The sequence below is a fragment of the Candidatus Pristimantibacillus lignocellulolyticus genome (assembly GCA_023639215.1).
GTDB lineage: Bacteria > Bacillota > Bacilli > Paenibacillales > Paenibacillaceae > Pristimantibacillus > Pristimantibacillus lignocellulolyticus.
Window position 1 is genome coordinate 4,142,742 of record CP097899.1, and the last position, 18,182, is coordinate 4,160,923.

Annotated in this window: 16 protein-coding genes and 1 pseudogene; 3 read left to right on the forward strand and 14 right to left on the reverse strand. The window is 36.4% G+C overall.

Translation table 11 applies throughout. From position 1 onward, the window contains the following. Positions 1–116: 116 nt before the first annotated feature. The 8 genes from NAG76_17700 to NAG76_17735 all read right to left on the reverse strand — a co-directional run bounded on the left by NAG76_17700 (position 117) and on the right by NAG76_17735 (position 7,435). Positions 117–686 (reverse strand): dihydrofolate reductase family protein, encoded by a 570-nt coding sequence (locus NAG76_17700; protein URN93645.1) that lies wholly within the window; start codon positions 684–686, stop codon positions 117–119. Positions 687–709: 23 nt separating this feature from the next. Further along, entirely contained in the window at positions 710–1,081 is a 372-nt protein-coding gene (locus NAG76_17705; GenBank protein URN93646.1) for a DUF4180 domain-containing protein, read from the reverse strand. A gap of 142 nt (positions 1,082–1,223) precedes the next feature. Then, entirely contained in the window at positions 1,224–2,393 is a 1,170-nt protein-coding gene (locus tag NAG76_17710; GenBank protein URN93647.1) for a Ger(x)C family spore germination protein, read from the reverse strand. A 5-nt stretch (positions 2,394–2,398) separates the two neighbouring features. Next, positions 2,399–3,877 (reverse strand): spore germination protein, encoded by a 1,479-nt coding sequence (locus tag NAG76_17715; GenBank protein ID URN93648.1) that lies wholly within the window; start codon positions 3,875–3,877, stop codon positions 2,399–2,401. Continuing rightward, complete coding sequence (locus NAG76_17720) at positions 3,877–4,959, reverse strand: endospore germination permease (protein URN93649.1); 1,083 nt, start codon at positions 4,957–4,959, stop codon at positions 3,877–3,879. The genes NAG76_17715 and NAG76_17720 overlap by 1 nt, the downstream gene beginning before the upstream one ends. Positions 4,960–5,144: 185 nt before the next feature. Further along, positions 5,145–5,972 carry a polysaccharide deacetylase family protein gene (locus tag NAG76_17725; protein ID URN93650.1) on the reverse strand — a complete coding sequence of 276 codons (828 nt, stop codon included), beginning with the start codon at positions 5,970–5,972 and terminating at the stop codon, positions 5,145–5,147. 252 nt (positions 5,973–6,224) lie between these two features. Continuing rightward, positions 6,225–7,091, reverse strand: a complete 867-nt coding sequence (locus NAG76_17730; GenBank protein URN93651.1) for a pentapeptide repeat-containing protein — start codon at positions 7,089–7,091, stop codon at positions 6,225–6,227. Between the two features lie 14 nt (positions 7,092–7,105). Then, entirely contained in the window at positions 7,106–7,435 is a 330-nt protein-coding gene (locus NAG76_17735; GenBank protein ID URN93652.1) for a PadR family transcriptional regulator, read from the reverse strand. A 240-nt stretch (positions 7,436–7,675) separates the two neighbouring features. On the opposite strand from NAG76_17735, the gene NAG76_17740 reads away from it, so the two are divergent. Further along, the gene (locus tag NAG76_17740; GenBank protein ID URN93653.1) at positions 7,676–9,091 is read left to right on the forward strand and encodes a catalase; all 1,416 of its coding nucleotides are present in this window, start codon (positions 7,676–7,678) and stop codon (positions 9,089–9,091) included. A gap of 52 nt (positions 9,092–9,143) precedes the next feature. Here the strand turns inward: NAG76_17740 and NAG76_17745 are convergent, their stop codons facing one another. Next, positions 9,144–10,454 (reverse strand): MFS transporter, encoded by a 1,311-nt coding sequence (locus NAG76_17745; GenBank protein URN93654.1) that lies wholly within the window; start codon positions 10,452–10,454, stop codon positions 9,144–9,146. Between the two features lie 123 nt (positions 10,455–10,577). Then, entirely contained in the window at positions 10,578–11,414 is an 837-nt protein-coding gene (locus tag NAG76_17750) for a radical SAM protein (protein ID URN96873.1), read from the reverse strand. Between the two features lie 293 nt (positions 11,415–11,707). Here NAG76_17750 and NAG76_17755 point away from each other — a divergent pair, with 293 nt between their 5' ends. Next, the gene (locus NAG76_17755; GenBank protein URN96874.1) at positions 11,708–11,890 is read left to right on the forward strand and encodes a winged helix-turn-helix transcriptional regulator; all 183 of its coding nucleotides are present in this window, start codon (positions 11,708–11,710) and stop codon (positions 11,888–11,890) included. Positions 11,891–11,942: 52 nt separating this feature from the next. On the opposite strand, the gene NAG76_17760 is transcribed toward NAG76_17755, so the two are convergent. Both NAG76_17760 and NAG76_17765 read right to left on the reverse strand, forming a co-directional pair. Then, positions 11,943–13,535, reverse strand: a complete 1,593-nt coding sequence (locus tag NAG76_17760; GenBank protein URN93655.1) for an alkaline phosphatase family protein — start codon at positions 13,533–13,535, stop codon at positions 11,943–11,945. A 144-nt stretch (positions 13,536–13,679) separates the two neighbouring features. Further along, positions 13,680–14,348, reverse strand: coding sequence for a hypothetical protein (locus NAG76_17765; GenBank protein ID URN93656.1), 669 nt, complete (start codon positions 14,346–14,348; stop codon positions 13,680–13,682). Between the two features lie 214 nt (positions 14,349–14,562). Here NAG76_17765 and NAG76_17770 point away from each other — a divergent pair, with 214 nt between their 5' ends. Next, positions 14,563–15,156 carry a TetR/AcrR family transcriptional regulator gene (locus NAG76_17770; protein URN93657.1) on the forward strand — a complete coding sequence of 198 codons (594 nt, stop codon included), beginning with the start codon at positions 14,563–14,565 and terminating at the stop codon, positions 15,154–15,156. A gap of 87 nt (positions 15,157–15,243) precedes the next feature. Here the strand turns inward: NAG76_17770 and NAG76_17775 are convergent. Continuing rightward, positions 15,244–16,455 (reverse strand): annotated as a pseudogene (locus NAG76_17775) (MFS transporter). A 399-nt stretch (positions 16,456–16,854) separates the two neighbouring features. Continuing rightward, positions 16,855–18,168: a Spo0B domain-containing protein gene (locus NAG76_17780; GenBank protein URN93658.1), complete on the reverse strand. Its 1,314-nt coding sequence runs from the start codon at positions 18,166–18,168 to the stop codon at positions 16,855–16,857. Between the last annotated feature and the right edge of the window lie 14 nt (positions 18,169–18,182).

Consider the following 18,182-nt stretch of genomic DNA (forward strand, 5'->3'; position numbering starts at 1 on the left):
ATCATCCTCGATTACAACCGGTAGAGCAAAGATGCCACCTTCTCTTCGCACATTCGTTCTCTAATATTTACGTGTTATTCCTCCTGATTAAAATGATTTTTATAAGTTTTGTTTAACTAACTTACTTCATTATTATAGATTAGTTGGACAACGCCAGATGAGAATAATCTTTTATTAACCAATTTCAAATTCAACCTCTGCTTTATATTAATAAACATCGGTTTTCCTTCTCCCAAAATAACGGGGTGTATAGATAATCTAAATTCATCAACTAGACCTAAATTAATAAAAGTTGTAATGAGACTTGCTCCGCCATACAGCCAGATGTCTTTACCAGGCGTATTCTTCAACATATTTACTTCTTCAACAATATTCTTATTAATAACGATTGCTCCAGTATCAGTCCCTACATGTGTTTTGGAAATCACATATTTCTCTTTACTATGTACCATTTCCCATATTTCTTTGTCGCTATCAGAGTCTTCAGCATTCGGGACATATTTTCCCCATAAATCGTAACTTTTTCTACCATAAAATATAGTATCAATTTGATTCAAGAAATTAGTGAAATCCATTTCTGGTTCCATTATGCACCAATCAACTTCTCCATTTTTCCCTTCAATCAAACCATCTAAAGTAACAGCTAAATCTAAAATTATTCTTCTCTGTTTTACGTTGTTTGACATAACTCTTCCCCTTATAATAGAAATTAATTGATACTGTGAAGAGCATAAAGTGCATCCTGTTTATCTTTTAAGAAGAATACTTGCTTCCCATTGTTACACTCATAAATAAAATCCTTCAAACTCTTGCTGTTATACTCATCAAAATCTCCAATAATAGCGAGCTTAACATTGTAATTCGCATATTTTTGAAGTACATCACCTGCAATTCTTGTTTTTAGATCGAAGAAATCCTCAGTTATGTTCGATTTGTATATCATAATTTTATTGCATCCATTGTTGTTGTAACTAATAGAAGCCATTAAATCCAATGCATCTTGAACAACGTGTATTATGATGTCAGTGCTATCTACCATTGCGACTTTAGAGTTACCAATTTGGTCGATTATTATATTCATTTCGTTTTCACCTTTCGTTGTTAAGATGCTTTAATCTAATAATTTTATCATACAATTCACATTATCGGATAAGCGTATAACTTTTAGAATAATCTACCCGTTAGCAAGGAAAAGGCAGCTGTTAAATCAGCTGCCTTTTCCTTTAGTTACTTCTCCCCATACGACTATTTTTCATACTACTAGAATGCGTGATATTTAAGTCAATTTTGATATCATTGATCGTATTTTCGGTAAGTAAAGTTTCTTCTACAGGGGACATGGCCTTCCATTTTTTATTGTCAGTTCTGTATAAAGTGTATTCAAGGTTCAAAATATCTGTCTGCTCTGATAAACCTATTTGGTATACTTCCCTTATCTCTTTTTCGATTGCAGATTTTGTTTCGTTGGTTAATTGTTGTAACCCCGTTAGATTATTATTTGTTCGACTTATAATAGATCCAGTTGCCTTCATTAGAATATTATATTGCGGTTTGTTCCCTTCTTGGACCAATTTCAGTTTTGTTTTCGGTTTATCAACAACCATTTGAACATCTTCATCCTCTTTACTCGGAATGGCGATTGATGCTCTTATCGTACCAGGCTGAATCCAACGAAGTCCATTTAGCTTTTCCAAGGGGATATAGCTACGGAATTCTTCGTTTTTAAGAAAAAATGCCCCGTCAATCATTAATTTAGGTTCTGCTTTATTTGTTTCAACCCATTGATTGTTGTTTACGACAAGCGTAGGTATACAAGAAGTGAATCCGGACTCATTAATCTGACTAATTAATCTATGAAGCCTAACTGATTTTATTAAAGAATTTTGAGAGTAGACTCCTTGTGGTTCATGAAGAATAGTAGCAAGCGGTGACTGTTGGTAAAATCCGGATGTGGAAAAAATGTCTTTTACCGATTCCCTTGTACCATACACCCAAGGTGTTAAACGAAATTCATAATAACGGACAAAACTATCGTAAATTTTCCCAATCCCTTGCTTAAATGCTGATTCACTTATCACGATTGCTGTCATATGTCCCCAATATATTTTTTCTTGCGACGTTCGATAAAGATCAAAGAGTGAATCTTCAAAAGACAAGCCAATCCCTTCTCCTATCCATATATTAGAAGGGGCTTGCTGCTTATTATCTGTCTTAGCTACAGTAAGAAACTCTAATAACTGTATATAACTATGGTACTCGCCATCAACATAATCTACACCTATGGATGACACATAATTCAATTTTTCTATACTTTTGACGTCAGTACTACTACAACCTGATACTAATAAAGACTCAAAGAGCAGAACAAGTACAACTATTGATTTACGTAACAACTACCTCACCTTTTCTGTTTATTGATCATCGATGACGAAACACGAGATCTCCTGAATGGGTCCATCAAAAATGCAGATAACCAATCCTTTATTTGCAAAGAAGATATCGGCTCTAAATAAGCCATCCCAAAGGACTCCAGTCGGCAAAGGTAGATTAAAATAGCGAACATGCTAAGAAAGAAACCATATATGCCTAGGTAAGAGGATACCAATAAAATACCTAACCTTAGTAAGCTAACCGTACCCGACAAAGATTGATTTACCAAACAAAACGAGGCTACTGCTGAAATAGCTATGACTACTAGTAAGGTTGGAGATGCAAGACCAGCACGAATAAGCGATTCTCCGATAATAAGTCCGCCAACAATCCCCACCGTCTGTCCAACAGCTTTCGGTAGCCGAACACCTGCTTCTCGGAGTAGCTCAAATTGAAATAACAATAACAGCGCTTCAAGAAATGATGGCATTGGAACACCAGAACGCGAAACGACTACCGTAGACAATAGCTCAAATGGAATTTGGTCCAGATTCACGGAAGCAATTGCGATCCAAAAGCCCGGCAAGAAAATACTAAGTAATAAACCTAAAATTCGAAGTAACCGTTGAAACATAACAATAAAATAAGGGAAATGGACATCTTCAGGAGTTTTCAATAATTCTAAATAGTTGCTTGGGCCGATAAGTACCATGGGGGAACCATCTACAACTATTGCGAATCTCCCACGAAGTAACGTTTCTGCAACAAAATCAGGTCGTCCTATATAATCAATCAACGGAAACAGGGAGAACGTCCGATCAGACAACCATTGCTCCAATTGCCCACTACTTATAACGCTCTCTGCATGGAAATTTTCTAATCTTTTTCTAGCTTCAATAATCATATCCGGATTTGCTTTATGAGTTAAATAGATCAATGAGACATTCGTCTTACTTAAGCTTCCTAAAACGAACAGTTCACTGAACAATAAACCCGTTTGCATTCGTTTTCTTATAAGAGATATATTTGTGAATATATCTTCTGTGAAAGCATCTTTTGGACCTTTTATCGAAATTTCAGTATTAGATTCTTGCAGAGATCGTTGTGGAACGTCAGATATACTTGCTAACCAGAAATTAGTGGAGCCCTCATGGTAAAGAATCAAGTTACCTGTAAACAGACCTGTAATCATATCTCCGATAGAATTTTTTGTTTCAATTAGAGGTAATTCTTCAGAATAACCCTTACCTTCTATCGTATAGGAAACTTTGTTGTTAATATACTTGCATATTCTAGTTAGGTATTCATTTAACTGGCTTTTATCGACCATTCCTTCACAGTAACATGCCGTTAATTTCTCTGACGTTTCAAATTGTGCAAGTGATGGAAACTTAATATCTGCATATAACAAAAAGGATTGCTTCAATTGGTCAACAAGTAAACTTCCGTTTCGAAGATCTATGTCCAATTGTGCAAAAAGAGTAGATTCCTCAGAAGATTGATTCATCATGTTGTACTCCCTTTCCTTTGTCGAAAATAGGTTGCTGCAAAAAGAGCAACTGTTAATGCTACTCCGAACCAGATTGAATACTTGTAGAAATAGTTATGGATAATATCTTGCATCTTTATGTCGCTCACCCTAAAAATCGCGGGCATGGACATAATGGCTGTGCAGCTAATCGTAATCGTTTGTTGATAATTTGGAAATTGCTTTCCAAGTAAATCTGATAAAATATATATCAAAAGGGAAGTTCTAACGATGCTTCCCGCCATCAACTGAAAGACAGCTAAAAAATCTACATGACTAATATGACTCCCAATCATAATAAGTCTCCATTGTTCAAATGCAGGAAATCTCATATATGCTGCCTGGGACGGACCGAAAACAGAGATCGCTCCCATAGTAGGTCCAAAAATTAAGCCTACTAGTAACGTAAGTAGCAAAAAAATACTTAAATAGTTCATGGGCTTAGTCAATTTATGTTGCAGGAATAATAAAACTAGCAAATCAATACTACCGCCAAACACAACTGCTCCACCACGTAGACTAGGATTCATTCCCTCTGTGAAGACAGGATGTAACAAACCATAGTCTTTGCTGCCAATGGTTGATATAGATACGAAAATTCCTAATAACCATACGATTGGCAATAATACGGTTGACATATATACAATCGTTTTTAGTCCCGATCTTGCCGCGCAATAAGATATTGTAATAAAGCTTAAAATTACAATTAAGCTTGGTGTATTTGGAAGGAAATATATGCTTACGTTTGTTGTTGTATCAAAAATAATCATTATTCCAGCTGCAAGGAGATATAAAGTAATTGCACTGCAAATGATCCAAAAAACAAAAATCCCCATTCGAGATATTAGCCATTGATTAAACGATATAGAACGAATAGATTTTAGTATTAAATATAATATAATGCTCCATCCCACCAATAACAGATAGGCGGCCAAAATACTAATCCAAGAATCTCGTCCTGCTTCCTTAAGAAGATGTGGGATTACAAGGACATGATTTGATATGCCAAGTGAAAGTAACAACAAAAATATTATCTGAAGTCTAGAAAAGGATACATCCATAACTTCCCTCCAAGTGAGTGATATATCAACATTTTGTATATTCCCCCTCACCTGGTGTTATTATACATAATTGAGGTTTTAATTAAGCTTCATGTTATCCTTGCATGGAACTCATCTTAAGTGCGTTTGTAGACATGAGGAAAAGCCATCGGTTGGGTTGAATCAAACGATGGCTTTTTTGTGTTCTATTTTTGATAAAATTCTTCAATTTTTCTTACAAGTGCTTCTCCATCTAACGAAGACAAGCCGGCATTAATACGATAATATAAGCCATTCCCACCACGATCGTTAATCCCAGGTCTGATTAAAAATGCATGTTCAATGCCGATCTCATCCATTACCTCTAACAGTTCTTCACTGTAAGCTCCATATGGAAAAGCTAAGATGTTAGCCTGTTCGCCAAGCTCCTTTACCAGCAACTCATGTGCGTGTTCTAAATCCTCACGAACTCGTGTTTTATACTCCTCTGATGTTTCACCATCTTGATAATTAGCTAATAATGGATACTTATCTTTCACTTCATTAATTTTTATATGTGAATCATACGTATGGCTATATATGCTCATTCCATTAGCTTTCAGCTCTCTCATTTGATCCCAGGTCATATGAGGAAAATATTCCGGATTCGGCTCGTCTGATGATTTCACGACTACAAAATTAGTCGCAGGAAAGTGATGTTGCTGTAAAATTGGATAAGCGATCTCATAAAAATCTTCATAACCATCATCAAATGTAATCAAAACTGATTTTTTAGGAAGCTCAATCTCCCCTTCCATATAATCTATATATTGCTCCATAGAGATTACATTAAATTCATGTTCAGAAAGTGAATTCATCTGATCAGCAAAAACTTCTTTATTAATAGTAGCTGGATTACCTCTATAACCAAAGTCATGATACATTAGGACTGCTATCCCATTTGTCTTATTCACGGTCATGGAAAATATTGCTATTAAACTAATAGCTAACGTTACAATAAAACTAAGTACGATGATAAACGATTTACGGTACAATTGCCCCACTCCAATATCTACTATTCGCCATCTGCAATTTGCTATTTAATAATATAAAAAATAATTATAAAATATTTAGTAGAATCCTGCAATTGAATAATTTAGTAAATCTACCTATCAATACATCCTTTAGATCAGCATTAAAGTTAGTAAGTGGACATGCTTTGTCTGAGATCCATAGTTGATGTGGATCATTTATATGCAGATTATACTTATTTAGCTGCTCGTCATGTGATTACCACTTAAAATACTTTATATAACCGTAACTTTAGATAAATCGGCTCCCATGCCCTTAAGTGATGCATAGGTTAGCTTATCCATGATTGCGTCGTCAAAGCAGATTGTTTGGATGGAACGGTAATACTTATTAGTCAATGAAAAATACGCCTGAAAAGACACATTCTTTAGAGTAGCCCCCCTAAACGAAACTTCGTTTACTGCCGACTTGTCAAACTTAACGCCGATAAAAGTTTGCCCGTCAAGTCGCAACCCGCTGAGGTCGCAATATTTGAAGTCTACTCCGTCAAAGACACAACTTTCAAAGTTCGTATTTCTCAGATCGATCATGTTTAGCGTGACTTCTGTCATATTGACCCCCTTGAATGTAACACCGACTAGATCTGACTTGCTAATGTTGGTTCGTACAAGGATTGATTGTTTGAAGCTTGCATTCGCAAGCGTAGTGACAGTAAAGTTACAATCCGTCAGATTAGCTCTGTCAAAATTAGCTGCGCTTACGTCGCTCGCCTTAAATGAACTGCCCGTCAAATCTGCACCCTCGAAGTTGGAACCTATCAACCCGCTAGTATTAAATTGTCCCTTATGTGCAATTACACCAGCAAAGTCACTTTGCGTTAGGTTGCTCGCGCTAAAATTTGTCAGTAATTGCCGCTCCAGCGAGCGAGACAGATTAGCTACTTCTAGAATCGTTGCCTCGATGTCACCTATGCTTTCAATGGTCATATTAAACGCTGTTTCATCGTCTTTACCCTCTTCTTTAAGTTCATGATACCTCTCTTGTAAATCAGAGAGTAGGTCAGATTTTAATTCGGTAACACTTTTTACCCCATCGTAAGGCGTAAAAATACCGTTCAAATAATTGGTCAATTTCTGACTCATATGATCAAATCCCCTTATAATAAATTTTCAAGCACACGCTTAGCGTATTCCCAATTGTTTTTGTTACGGGAATGAGTTTCCCTCCCCTTTTCGGTTATTCTGAAATATTTGCGCCGGCCGCCTTGTGATTCGTCACCCCAATACCACTCGATATCCCCGTCTGCCTCAAGTCGTCGAACACTGGAATACATAGTAGCTTCTTTTAGTTCGTACTCACCGCCTGAACGCTCAGCAATTAACTTGACAATCTCGTACCCGTAGCGGTCAGCTTCGGATAATAACCGTAAAATCATCGTATCTGTATGTCCGCGCAGTAGGTCGGATGTAATTTTGTTCTCACTCACATAATCACCTCATATTTGAATAATACGAAATACTACCATGACTGTCAAGGTAATATTATTGATTGATTACTTTTTCTATAATATAATGCCTTTCAATAAATTATCGATATAAATGCGGCCCCCTCAACTTCAACAGAGCGAATTACCGCTCTTGATCTTATTAGAGGACTTCTTTGTCATATTTGGATATATGTAAGCATAGTAAATAATTGAACAAAAATCGAGACAGGAGGTTGATTTATGGATTCAAATGATGAGTCTTTATATAGATTTCCAGAACAATCAACACAGCCAACTGGACCAGACAGTGATCAGCAAGCTTTACCTTGGCAGCAAGATGTACCAGCAGCTTTGCATTCACAAACCGTTGGATCTAGAGGCCCAATACTAGAGCAGGATAGCAAATTACATGAGACAATGGAGCTATTTATACATACTAAAATTATTGATCGTCCTGTGCATGTCAAAGGCTATGGCGCTTTAGGTTATTTTGAAACAATAAACTCCATGGAAGCACATACCAAGCTGAATTTTTTACAAAATCCAGGTGATCAGGTTCCAGTTGCAGTAAGGTTTTCCTTAGCCGTCAGCAACCAGGGCACTCCTGATACGTCTCGTAATGTTCGTGGATTTTCAACTAAGTTTTATACGGATCAAGGTGTTTTCGATTTATTGTGCAATCATATTCCTGTTTTTTCAGTTCGAGATCCAATACGCTTCCCAGAATCAATTAATGCCTTCCTTCCATCTCCAACAAATAATTTAATAGACCCCGAAAGGTTCTGGAGTTTTATTGCTAGAGCACCAGAAGCAACAAACTTTCTTGTGTGGCTTTACTCAGATTACGGTACGGTTAAAAGCCTCCGCCATATTCGAGGTCACAGTGTTAACACCTATGTGTGGAGAAATGCTGAAGGCATTGTAACCTATGTAAAATACCACTGGCTTCCTATTGCTGGATTAGAATATATTGATCGACAAGAAGCAGCAAAGCTAGCTGGGGAGAATCCAGATTACTCAGGTAAAGATCTATACGACACACTTGCTGCAGGTGAAATCGTAGAATATGGACTTTATGTGCAACTCATGGATCCTCGTGATGAGGCAATATTACCATTTGATCCACTTGATGATACGAAGGTATGGAACGAACAACAATATCCTTTGCACGCTGTCGGTCGATTAGTGCTTAATCAAAATATGAAAAACTTTATGGAAGAAGTTGAAAAAATAGCATTTTCACCATCTAATCTTCTGGAAGGCGCTGAATTATCAGAAGATAAAATGTTACAGGGACGAACCAATATTTACTCAGATTCACAGCGTAGACGTATAGGACCTGATTTTCGAAAGCTTCCTATTAATCAGCAGCAGAATTGGACTCCAGAATCCCTTATAACGAGTGGTAGTGGAAAATATATAGCGGGGCAACTCATTCGTTCTGAAATACCGAAAACAGATGATTTCACGCAAGCGGGGCAATTTTATGAAGATCTTACCCCTGAAGATCAAGAGCATTTAGTCGAGAATCTAGCGATTGATCTTGCTGCAATCGCTGATGATATTGCGCAAATTGTGTTAGGCTATCTCCACCAGTCATCTTCACAATTAGGAGAACGTGTTGCTGAACATATTCATATGCTTCAACAAAATTAATTAAATGATAGAAAAAAAGGGACCCTAGGGCCCCTTTTTACTTTCTTCTAAATTAGTTGAACGGAATATTTTGCGAAGCAGTTACATTTCGTTTACTTATTGACCATATGATAACTGGGATTAGTAACAAAGCAAGTCCGCCACCAGCAAGTGAAAGCGTTGCATAACTTGAATGTGATACAACCATGCCAGATAGTGCTCCACCTGATGCCCCTGCTAGTGCAATTAAAACATCAATAGTTCCTTGAGTTTTTGCACGAGTTGTTGGATCAGTTGCATCTACAATGATTGCTGTACCGCTGATTAAGCCGAAATTCCAACCAATACCTAGTAATGCAAGAGCAACGATAAGTATTGCCATCGAATCCGGGGGAGCAATAGCCGCCACAATACCTGCAAGCAATAGAACCACCCCTGAAGCAATTGACATCGTAGTACGACCAAACTTATCGACTAATACTCCTGTTATTAGTGAGGGTAAATACATCGCTCCGATATGAATACCAATAACTAATCCTATGTCCCCTAGACTATGACCATGATGTTTCATATGAATCGGAGTCATTGTCATAATCGCAACCATGACGATTTGCGTCAATACCATTACTGTTGCCCCTACAACCAGTCCTCTGTTGTTACTAATGCGAGTTTTCTTATGGTCGACTGCAGGTGGAATATGTGCGTTATCCTTGGCTAGATCTCTTGCGACAAGCAATGGATCGGGGCGAAGAAAGAGCAATAGAACTAATCCTGCCAAGATAAATGCAGTAGCAGCTAGAATAAAAGGACCCGTTAGGGCTGGTAAACCTATTGAAGTAGCAAAACTGCCCGTAACTTCAACCGTATTTGGACCGGCAACAGCTCCGAAAGTAGTCGAAACCATTGCAATACTAATCGCCTTCGCACGCTGGTTCGGCTTAGCCAAATCTGTTCCTGCATAACGTGCTTGTAAGTTCGCTGCCGTTCCTGCTCCATAGATAAGCAGCGATATGAATAACAGCACCACACTATTCACTTGGGCGGCTACAATGACACCGATTGCTCCAAGTCCTCCAGTTAAAAATCCTCCGGCAAGCCCCAACCTGCGCCCATGCCGTTGTGAGAGTCGTCCTACTAGCAATGAAGCCACAGCAGAACCAAGCGTAAGCAATGCTGTAGGGATACCTGCATAACTTTCTGAGCCTAACATATCCTGCGCAAGTAGCGCACCTACCGTAACACCAGCAGCAAGTCCCGCTCCACCAAAAATTTGAGAAAGAACAATGATGAATAAGGATCTTTTATACAGCTTACGTTGCATATCTGTGGAATCGACGTAATTATGGTTACTACTATTCGTTCTACTCTGGGGTTCATGCGTCATCGCTTAGAACCACCTTTCTAGTTTTTATTAAGAGCATTCCATTTAAGTTCTTGATTCATTATACAGCATATTAATAAGGTTATCGAAAAAAAACCACCGAATGATGCACGGAGGTTTGTTTTTCTAATTCATTGGAAAAGCATCATTTCGTGATACGTGAATCATATCGGGAGGAAAAGTTTTACGAAAGTACTTTTCAACGCGAACATGTATATTTCCCTTGTACCAATCTGATTGGCCGTTGTCTGTAAACAACTTTGGCATTCCGAGTCGCTCCGATCGTTTCCCCATAGCACCATCTCCAATTAGAAGCGTATCAATCCAAATTCGATCTACAATACCTTCAAGCAATTTTGGGAAGTCCGGGGTAAAAGGCAAAACAGGCGAAATGGAAGCTTGCGTAGTTATCCCTGCTTCATGCAATTCTTTTAATGCTTTTAGTCGCAACTTGATCCCAGGAGCGAGCGGTGCAAATATTTGTTTAATATCATCCCGATCCGTTTCGATTGTCATAGAAACTAGAACTTCACTAATGTTCTTTAGCTTCACTAATAAATCAAGGTCTCTTACAATGAGTGGGCTTCGTGTCTGAATTTGAATCAAATCAGGAGGATATTCAATCATCGCTTCTAAAATTCGCCTTGTAATTTCTGCCTTACGTTCAATTGGCTGATATGGATCTGTGGCAGATGACATAAAAATATTTACTGGTTTGTTCTTTCTGCGAAGTTTGATAACTTCATCTAGGTAATTCTCTGCGGCATTTGTTTTAATGTCCAGCCATTCTCCCCATGGAATGTCTTTGAACTTTTGAATGGGCATTTCTCTAACATAACAATAACTACAAGAAAAGGCACAGCCGCTATAGGGATTCAACGTATGGGTAAATCCAACATCTAAATATCCTTTAGCTTCGCTTAAAATTTTCTTAGACATTATATTTCTGATTTCAATGCTCATCTGAATCAATATCACTCTCGTTAGAGTTGAAAACTTGTAAGTATTGCGAATAATCATCAGAACTAAAGACATTAAGTGCTACCTTCGCTCCATTTATGTGTAATTGGTAGTTTTCTATCATATTTTACACTCCTTTACGGACATGAATGAAAATATTGTTTCAATAGTTCTATTATTAATACTTTTGCATTACAAATGTCTACCATTATAATAAAAGAATTGCAGTATATTTGAAAGTAGGCACCTTTTTATCGTATAGGTGTCAGAAAGTATTGACTCAGAATCTGCGGTCAATGGAAGAAGACAGGATTGTGATTCGTGAAGTCTTTGCTGAGGTTCCACTAACAGTAGAATATCAACTGTGTGAATTTGGCGATTCGTTACGTCCTATAAGCTGCCTCTTAGATACTAATGAGGCAGCTTATTTATTAACTACTGATTCAAAGCTCCCCCGCTTTGTTCTAGTATCTTTTTAGCCTTCATCGTTAGATGAGTTTCCATTCGATTTTCAATTAGACGTTACAGTGATTACTCAGCTAGCAACTTTAATATATATGACTTTAAATCGACAATCCGTAAGTGTTGTGGTTTTTGATCTGACCCACAAATGATAAGTGGAACAAGCGAGACTTCTTCATCAAGAGAGCCGTGACCTCCCCCTCCTATATGTAACGGTGAACTATTGCCAGAGAATTCATAGCCTGATTTTGCGGTAACTACTAGAAAGTTTCCATGATGTGAGTTTAATGCACCAGATAATCTTTGCAATCCATCAGGATATTTACCATATGTGATCGACTGTTTATTATTATTTATTTTCAGATCTAATAGGTCAGTGTCCCCTTCAACCTTCCATTTTTGCTGGTAAGAATCGATTAACTTACCGTTAGTTTGATATTTTAGCTCTTTAGTTAAGTCTCCTCCTTGAATAACGTGTATCCAATCGTTTTCTTTCCATGATATAACATCGACACGAGGATCAGTTCTTAATAAATTAGCTATGTCGCTTAACTTATCCATTTGTAATGAGTAAACATATGCCATGGTCTCATTGATTGCTAACGCTATTTGAGTACTATCCGTTACTGCTTCGTCTGGTTTTAAGACATGATAATCGTTGAAAAAGGAAGTTAGTTCTATTGAAGGATTATCTTCAGCAGATTTAATCTGACTCATTCCACTATCTCCAGTGATAATCAATGTGGCTTTTTTCAATGCTTCTTCCGCTGAACCAAAACTTTGTAATACAGAGGCGATTTGACTATCAAGTTCTTTAAGTCCATCTAGATCACTTGGGCCATTTCTATGAAGTTTTTGATCTAAATCAGGTAAATAAACAAAAGAGAAATCCGGTAATTTATTTTCTCTTATTAAGAACTTGATATTTTGTATAGAAAAATTGTTGTTTAATCCTAAACGTTCAATTAAACCATCCGATAGTGTTTCTATGTCTTTGAGTGGATCGGAAAACGCACCTAATGATAAGTAATCTGGTCCTTTTACAGTGATTTTTCTTGGTAATGAAGTAGGTACTTCGATGAATGGTGGAATAGTTAGATTATGTTCAATTGTACCTCGATAGATGATACCGTTAATGCTACTTGATTTTAAGCCTAATGTATGTAAATCCTCATGAATGGTTGGCAGTTGAGGGTTTAAGTGACCACCGTTTAAATTTATGAGAGTGTTTACTAAAACGGAGTCTACTCCAAGTCTCATAACTTCAACTGGTCCTGTCCCGTAATTGATAAGTTTCTTTTCAACCTTAGAATACCATGTCAAACCAGGAACGCGATGACCATCAGGATATGCTCCTGTAAAAAGTGAACTATCGATTGTAACAGACATGGTTGGGAATGAACTGACCATATTCTTATAATATTGTCCGTGCTCAATCAGATATTTCATTGTGGGTAGTATATCTTGCTGAATTCCTCGATCGATGGATTGAGCCATTAATGAGTCAACAAGTAGATAGATAACTTTTTTCTTCTGTTCGCTCTTAGTTGATTTGACTTGCAGTAAATCTTGTTCTTTATCTTGATTAGGTTGAGCTGAACATCCTATTGTCATTATCAATAAAAAGATTGTTAGTATGAACATCATTGTTTTTTTTCTCATAGTTAAAATATCCTCCTAATAGATACTAATGCGTTTGTTAGTTTTTCCATACTAGTGTCTATTTATGCCCATTATTTTCAATGACTTCGCGATCCTTGAACGACAAAAAGACGGCATTTCTGCCGTCTACAATTAATATGTGTACTAAGTAAGACTTAAGTTTAATTTTTTCGCAAAGTACTTCATCGATTTGTCAGTACAGTTTCTTGATAATTGTTCTACCAGTTCTGATTTTGCTTCCTCTACTGATAGGTAATTGTATTCCCCGATGACCGTTCGCAGCCAACCGTTAGAGGAAATGAAACACATACTATTCCAGCCTGCATCATTTTCGCTAGATTTTGCAGAGCCAGTAATGACTATGTCTCCATTATTTTGTAGTTCAACAAGTGCCTTGTCATACTCCTTTTTATCTTCTTTAGCATGCAAACCAGATAACTTTCTTAATTCCCTTGAATCAATGTTTTCATGTTCACTAATAACTTTATATAGTTGAAGAGCTGTACCTGAAATGAGCCCATCATAATATCTTTCTCCAACCGTTTTGTTATTTGTAAGTACAGTTTGTACTGCAGGGAATAGTTTTTTATCAATAAAGCATGCTTTATCTCCGAAGAATTTCCCGTAAGCAGCTATACCATCCTGAACAATCTTAATTCGCCAGCTCCATGGATCATTATCGGAATCAGTGTGCCATTCGTTATGAACTGCCGAAGCTGATAGTGAGGGATATTCTGGAATAAAGCTTGAAAAGGGAAAAATCTTATATTTTCCTACCAAATCTATAAAATCTCTGTATTGTAATACGTCCATCGCTATGTACACCTTCATTTCATATATTTTTTGAAACAATTAATGTTATCTTCGATGTATGCTTAATTATCTCATATTTCACTGTAATGGTAAAATTTACAGGTGACGTGTACAACTCCCTCTCACATAATGCATAATGATGTTACTTCATGTATAATTAGCACTAGTTATAGAAGATACGGACAGTTCTTTAGTAAAGTGTTGGAGTGATATGATGAATAAGAAGCAGCAACAATCAAATCAAACAAAAAAACGAATATTAGATGCATCTAAAGAACTCTTTACTAAAAAGGGCTATGCAGCCACTTCCATTGAAGAAATATCTGATATTACTGGATTCAGTAAAGGAAATATCTATTATCACTTCAAAAGTAAAGAAGGATTATTTCTAGATATGCTAGATGAATGGGAAGTTGATTGGGCAGATAAGTGGGAAATTAAAAAGCAAAAGTATACAACTTCTATTGAAAAGTTATATGGTTTGGCAGAGCACCTAGTCGAAGATGATTTTAATCACCCTTTAACGAATGTTGCAGATGAATTTTATACCACTGAAAAATCAAATAGTGAAGTACATGAACGACTTCAGAAGAGTTTTAATGAGCGTATACAATTTTGTCAGCAATTATTGTTAGATGGTATGAATTCCGATGAGTTTAAGCAGCATGATAGTTTAATTATGGCAAAAATATTAGATGGAATGGTCATTGGCCTAAGTTCTACATGCAGAGACTTGGAACTAAAAGAGACGTTAAGGCTCTACAAGCAAGCTATTGATGTATTTTTATACGGTATTGCTCAGAAATAGTTAACTATATTAAATACTTCCCTCTTATTATGTGAATAAACGAAAAGCCCGACTCCACCAGGAATCGGGCTTTTCGTTTATTTAGCTTTAATTTTTTGCTCCTGCTAGTTTGTTTTTACTTTTAGATTTTGCTTGTACTAACGATAGTATTACGTAGCAGCCTACCAATGTGAGACCAGCTACAATATAAGGTAGCATCAAATTTATGTCATACAGCATACCAGCTAAGCTGGAGCCCAAAATTGTACCTAGACTTGTATAAGCTGAGTTAAGACCGGCTACATATCCTTGGTCTTCACCTGCTAATTTGGACAAGAATGTTCCTGCTGCTGGTCGTAATAGATCACATGCTGCAAATATTACGATTGTAACTACTAGTAGTAACCAGAAACTCTTGACGAACAGGATGCTAAGAATACCTATACCGGCTACAACTAGACTGAGGTAGATAACCTTCATCTCCCCCATTTTTTTAACTAGAAGGTCTAATACTCCGATTTGAATAATTACACCCGCGATTGCCCCAACTGTCATAATCAATGCGATATCTTTAGGACCAGAATTATGTTGAACATCCAAAAATAGTCCAAATACTGTTTCAAAGTTGGAAAGCGCAAACCCAAGAACGAGTAATACAATAAGTGCTAAGAAATATGGTGCTTTCATCGAACTAATAAATTGCTCGGCTATACTTTGTTTAGTCGTGTTTGGTACTGAAGCGGGAGTGTTTTTAATACGTTCCGGCTCTGGTAATACAAGAAACGTAAGAATTGCTGCGAATGTAATAGCAATTGCTGCTGTATAGAAAGGAATTCGCGTTCCATATTCAGCAAGAAATCCTCCTATCCCAGGGCCAATAATAAAACCTGTCGACATTGCTGCCGATACAAACCCCATACCTTTCGCACGTTCATTCTCAGTTGTTATATCAGAGGTGAATGCCATAACCGCGGGCATTACCATAGCAACTCCAATACCGCCGAGTAGTCTCGATACTTATAACCAAATTACTGAGTTAGCGAATCCAAAGATCCCTTCAGAGGCTGCTAGTAATAGCAATCCTACGACAATCAATTTTTTCCTTCCAAGTAAATCAGAAAGTTTCCCTGCAAATGGTGAAAATATGAGCTGGGTTACTGCAAATGCAGCAGTTAGCAACCCTACAGTGGTTCCATCTAAACCAAGCATTGTAATAAAACTCGGCATTACAGGTACAACTAGGCCAAAAGCAGCCATAGACAAGAAAATATTAAGCATTAATAGGATCATTGCACCTTTATTTCTAAATAATAATTCCATTCTTTATCCTCCAAGTATCCTATTGAATATCTTTCTCTAACAGCATCAATAATGAATGTTTAATAACGTTTTATAAAAGGATGATATACAAATATTCAAGATATAGAACAAACATTCAGTATTATAAGCAAAAAAAAGTTTCTCCTCTCCACTTAATAAATAGCTGTCACTTCAATAATACCGTCGAGAGTAAGAGCTAAGTATATTTATTATAGAACAAACGTTCAGTGAAAATCAACATGAATACTTGATATGTTACTATGTATATCTTTCAACTGTTATCAAGTAAATACGTATAAATGTTCCATTATATTCAGAAATTTTGGTTAAATATTTTTTAACGCGAAAACGGACACATCTCAATATGATGTGTCCGTTGCTCAAATGGATTTAGTTTAATTAAATCGTAATTTGAATAGTAAACTTTTCTTGATCATAATGGGTATAGATATCCCCTTGATATTTCATGCTAACTCTTCTTATGATGTCTAAACCATTTCCTCTTAAACCATCAATATTCACTTTTGAAGTATAACCATTTTGAAATAGGCTCTTATACTCCTTGTTGGAAAGTAAAGTAGGATTTTCGACAGAGAAAATATATTTATCATCTATCGTTTTGCAAATCACTTTAATTATCTTTGGTTGTGCACCTGAATATACATCAACAGCTTCAATTGCGTTATCTAATAGATTTGAGAGTATTTTGACTACATCCATAGACTCAACTCGACAGAAATCACTTTGGTCTACTTCAAACTGAATATTAATATCTTTAGATTGCGCCAGCTCCCACTTACTTTGCAAGATGACCATTAACGCAGGGTTTTGTATCCGTAATGATACATCTAATGCTTTTGAATCAATAGTAAGCTGTTTTAGATATTCTCCTGCTTTTTCATATTGCTTCAAATAAATCAATCCATTAACAACTTGAATATGATTCATAAGATCGTGTCTGCTAGATTTAAGTGTACTTACGATTTTTCCTAATTCGGAGATATACATTTTTTCAGTTTCTTCGTGATCCTGTTGTAATTTGTGTTTATACCATTTGTGTAATAGGTACACAGAGGTGATCAGTACGATTGCAAATAAGATATCGATGAAGAATGTAATTTGATTACTCATTACGACTTGATGACTTACTTGTTTTAAGTCTTTTGCATCTATATCAATGCCAACAACACCTAAAATATCACCATATTCGTTGTAAAATGGAACTCCTACAGAGAAATATGATGTGTTATGTACATCATTTATTATAGTAGTGAAGTAATCCTGTCCGCTCTTAGCTTGTATAATCTGAGCTTCAGGGACAGTACATACTGCTCCAATGGAAAATTCAGGTAAACCAGCTGGCATTGCTGTAATCATAACTTTCGAAATATTGCTTTCATCTAACATCAAAATATAAGTGAATAGCGAGTTTATTTTCTTTTGATATAGTTCTAAATATTGCTTTATTTGCAGATAATTTTCGTCATCTATTTGAGGATTCTCTAGAAACTTTGCATATGATGTTTTATCTAATTCATTTGCAATATTATTTGCGATTTCAATATATTGTTTAGCTAATGTAATTCGTGCTGAATTTTCGGTTGTATAATAAGAAATAAGTAATTTTGAACCGGTAAGAATGCTAAATATAACAATAGAGATAAACATAAAAATAATGATTCTTTTACTAAAGTACTTTTTTCTAAGCTTCAATGTTCAGTTCCTAT

Bases quoted from the DNA above. Each gene is read 5' to 3' on its own strand.
- NAG76_17700 (URN93645.1), bottom strand. From the start codon at position 686: ATGTCAAACAACGTAAAACAGAGAAGAATAATTTTAGATTTAGCTGTT.
- NAG76_17705 (URN93646.1), bottom strand. From the start codon at position 1,081: ATGAATATAATAATCGACCAAATTGGTAACTCTAAAGTCGCAATGGTA.
- NAG76_17715 (URN93648.1), bottom strand. From the start codon at position 3,877: ATGAATCAATCTTCTGAGGAATCTACTCTTTTTGCACAATTGGACATA.
- NAG76_17720 (URN93649.1), bottom strand. From the start codon at position 4,959: ATGGATGTATCCTTTTCTAGACTTCAGATAATATTTTTGTTGTTACTT.
- NAG76_17730 (URN93651.1), bottom strand. From the start codon at position 7,091: ATGAGTCAGAAATTGACCAATTATTTGAACGGTATTTTTACGCCTTAC.
- NAG76_17740 (URN93653.1), top strand. From the start codon at position 7,676: ATGGATTCAAATGATGAGTCTTTATATAGATTTCCAGAACAATCAACA.
- NAG76_17745 (URN93654.1), bottom strand. From the start codon at position 10,454: ATGACGCATGAACCCCAGAGTAGAACGAATAGTAGTAACCATAATTAC.
- NAG76_17750 (URN96873.1), bottom strand. From the start codon at position 11,414: ATGAGCATTGAAATCAGAAATATAATGTCTAAGAAAATTTTAAGCGAA.
- NAG76_17755 (URN96874.1), top strand. From the start codon at position 11,708: ATGGAAGAAGACAGGATTGTGATTCGTGAAGTCTTTGCTGAGGTTCCA.
- NAG76_17760 (URN93655.1), bottom strand. From the start codon at position 13,535: ATGAGAAAAAAAACAATGATGTTCATACTAACAATCTTTTTATTGATA.
- NAG76_17765 (URN93656.1), bottom strand. From the start codon at position 14,348: ATGGACGTATTACAATACAGAGATTTTATAGATTTGGTAGGAAAATAT.
- NAG76_17770 (URN93657.1), top strand. From the start codon at position 14,563: ATGAATAAGAAGCAGCAACAATCAAATCAAACAAAAAAACGAATATTA.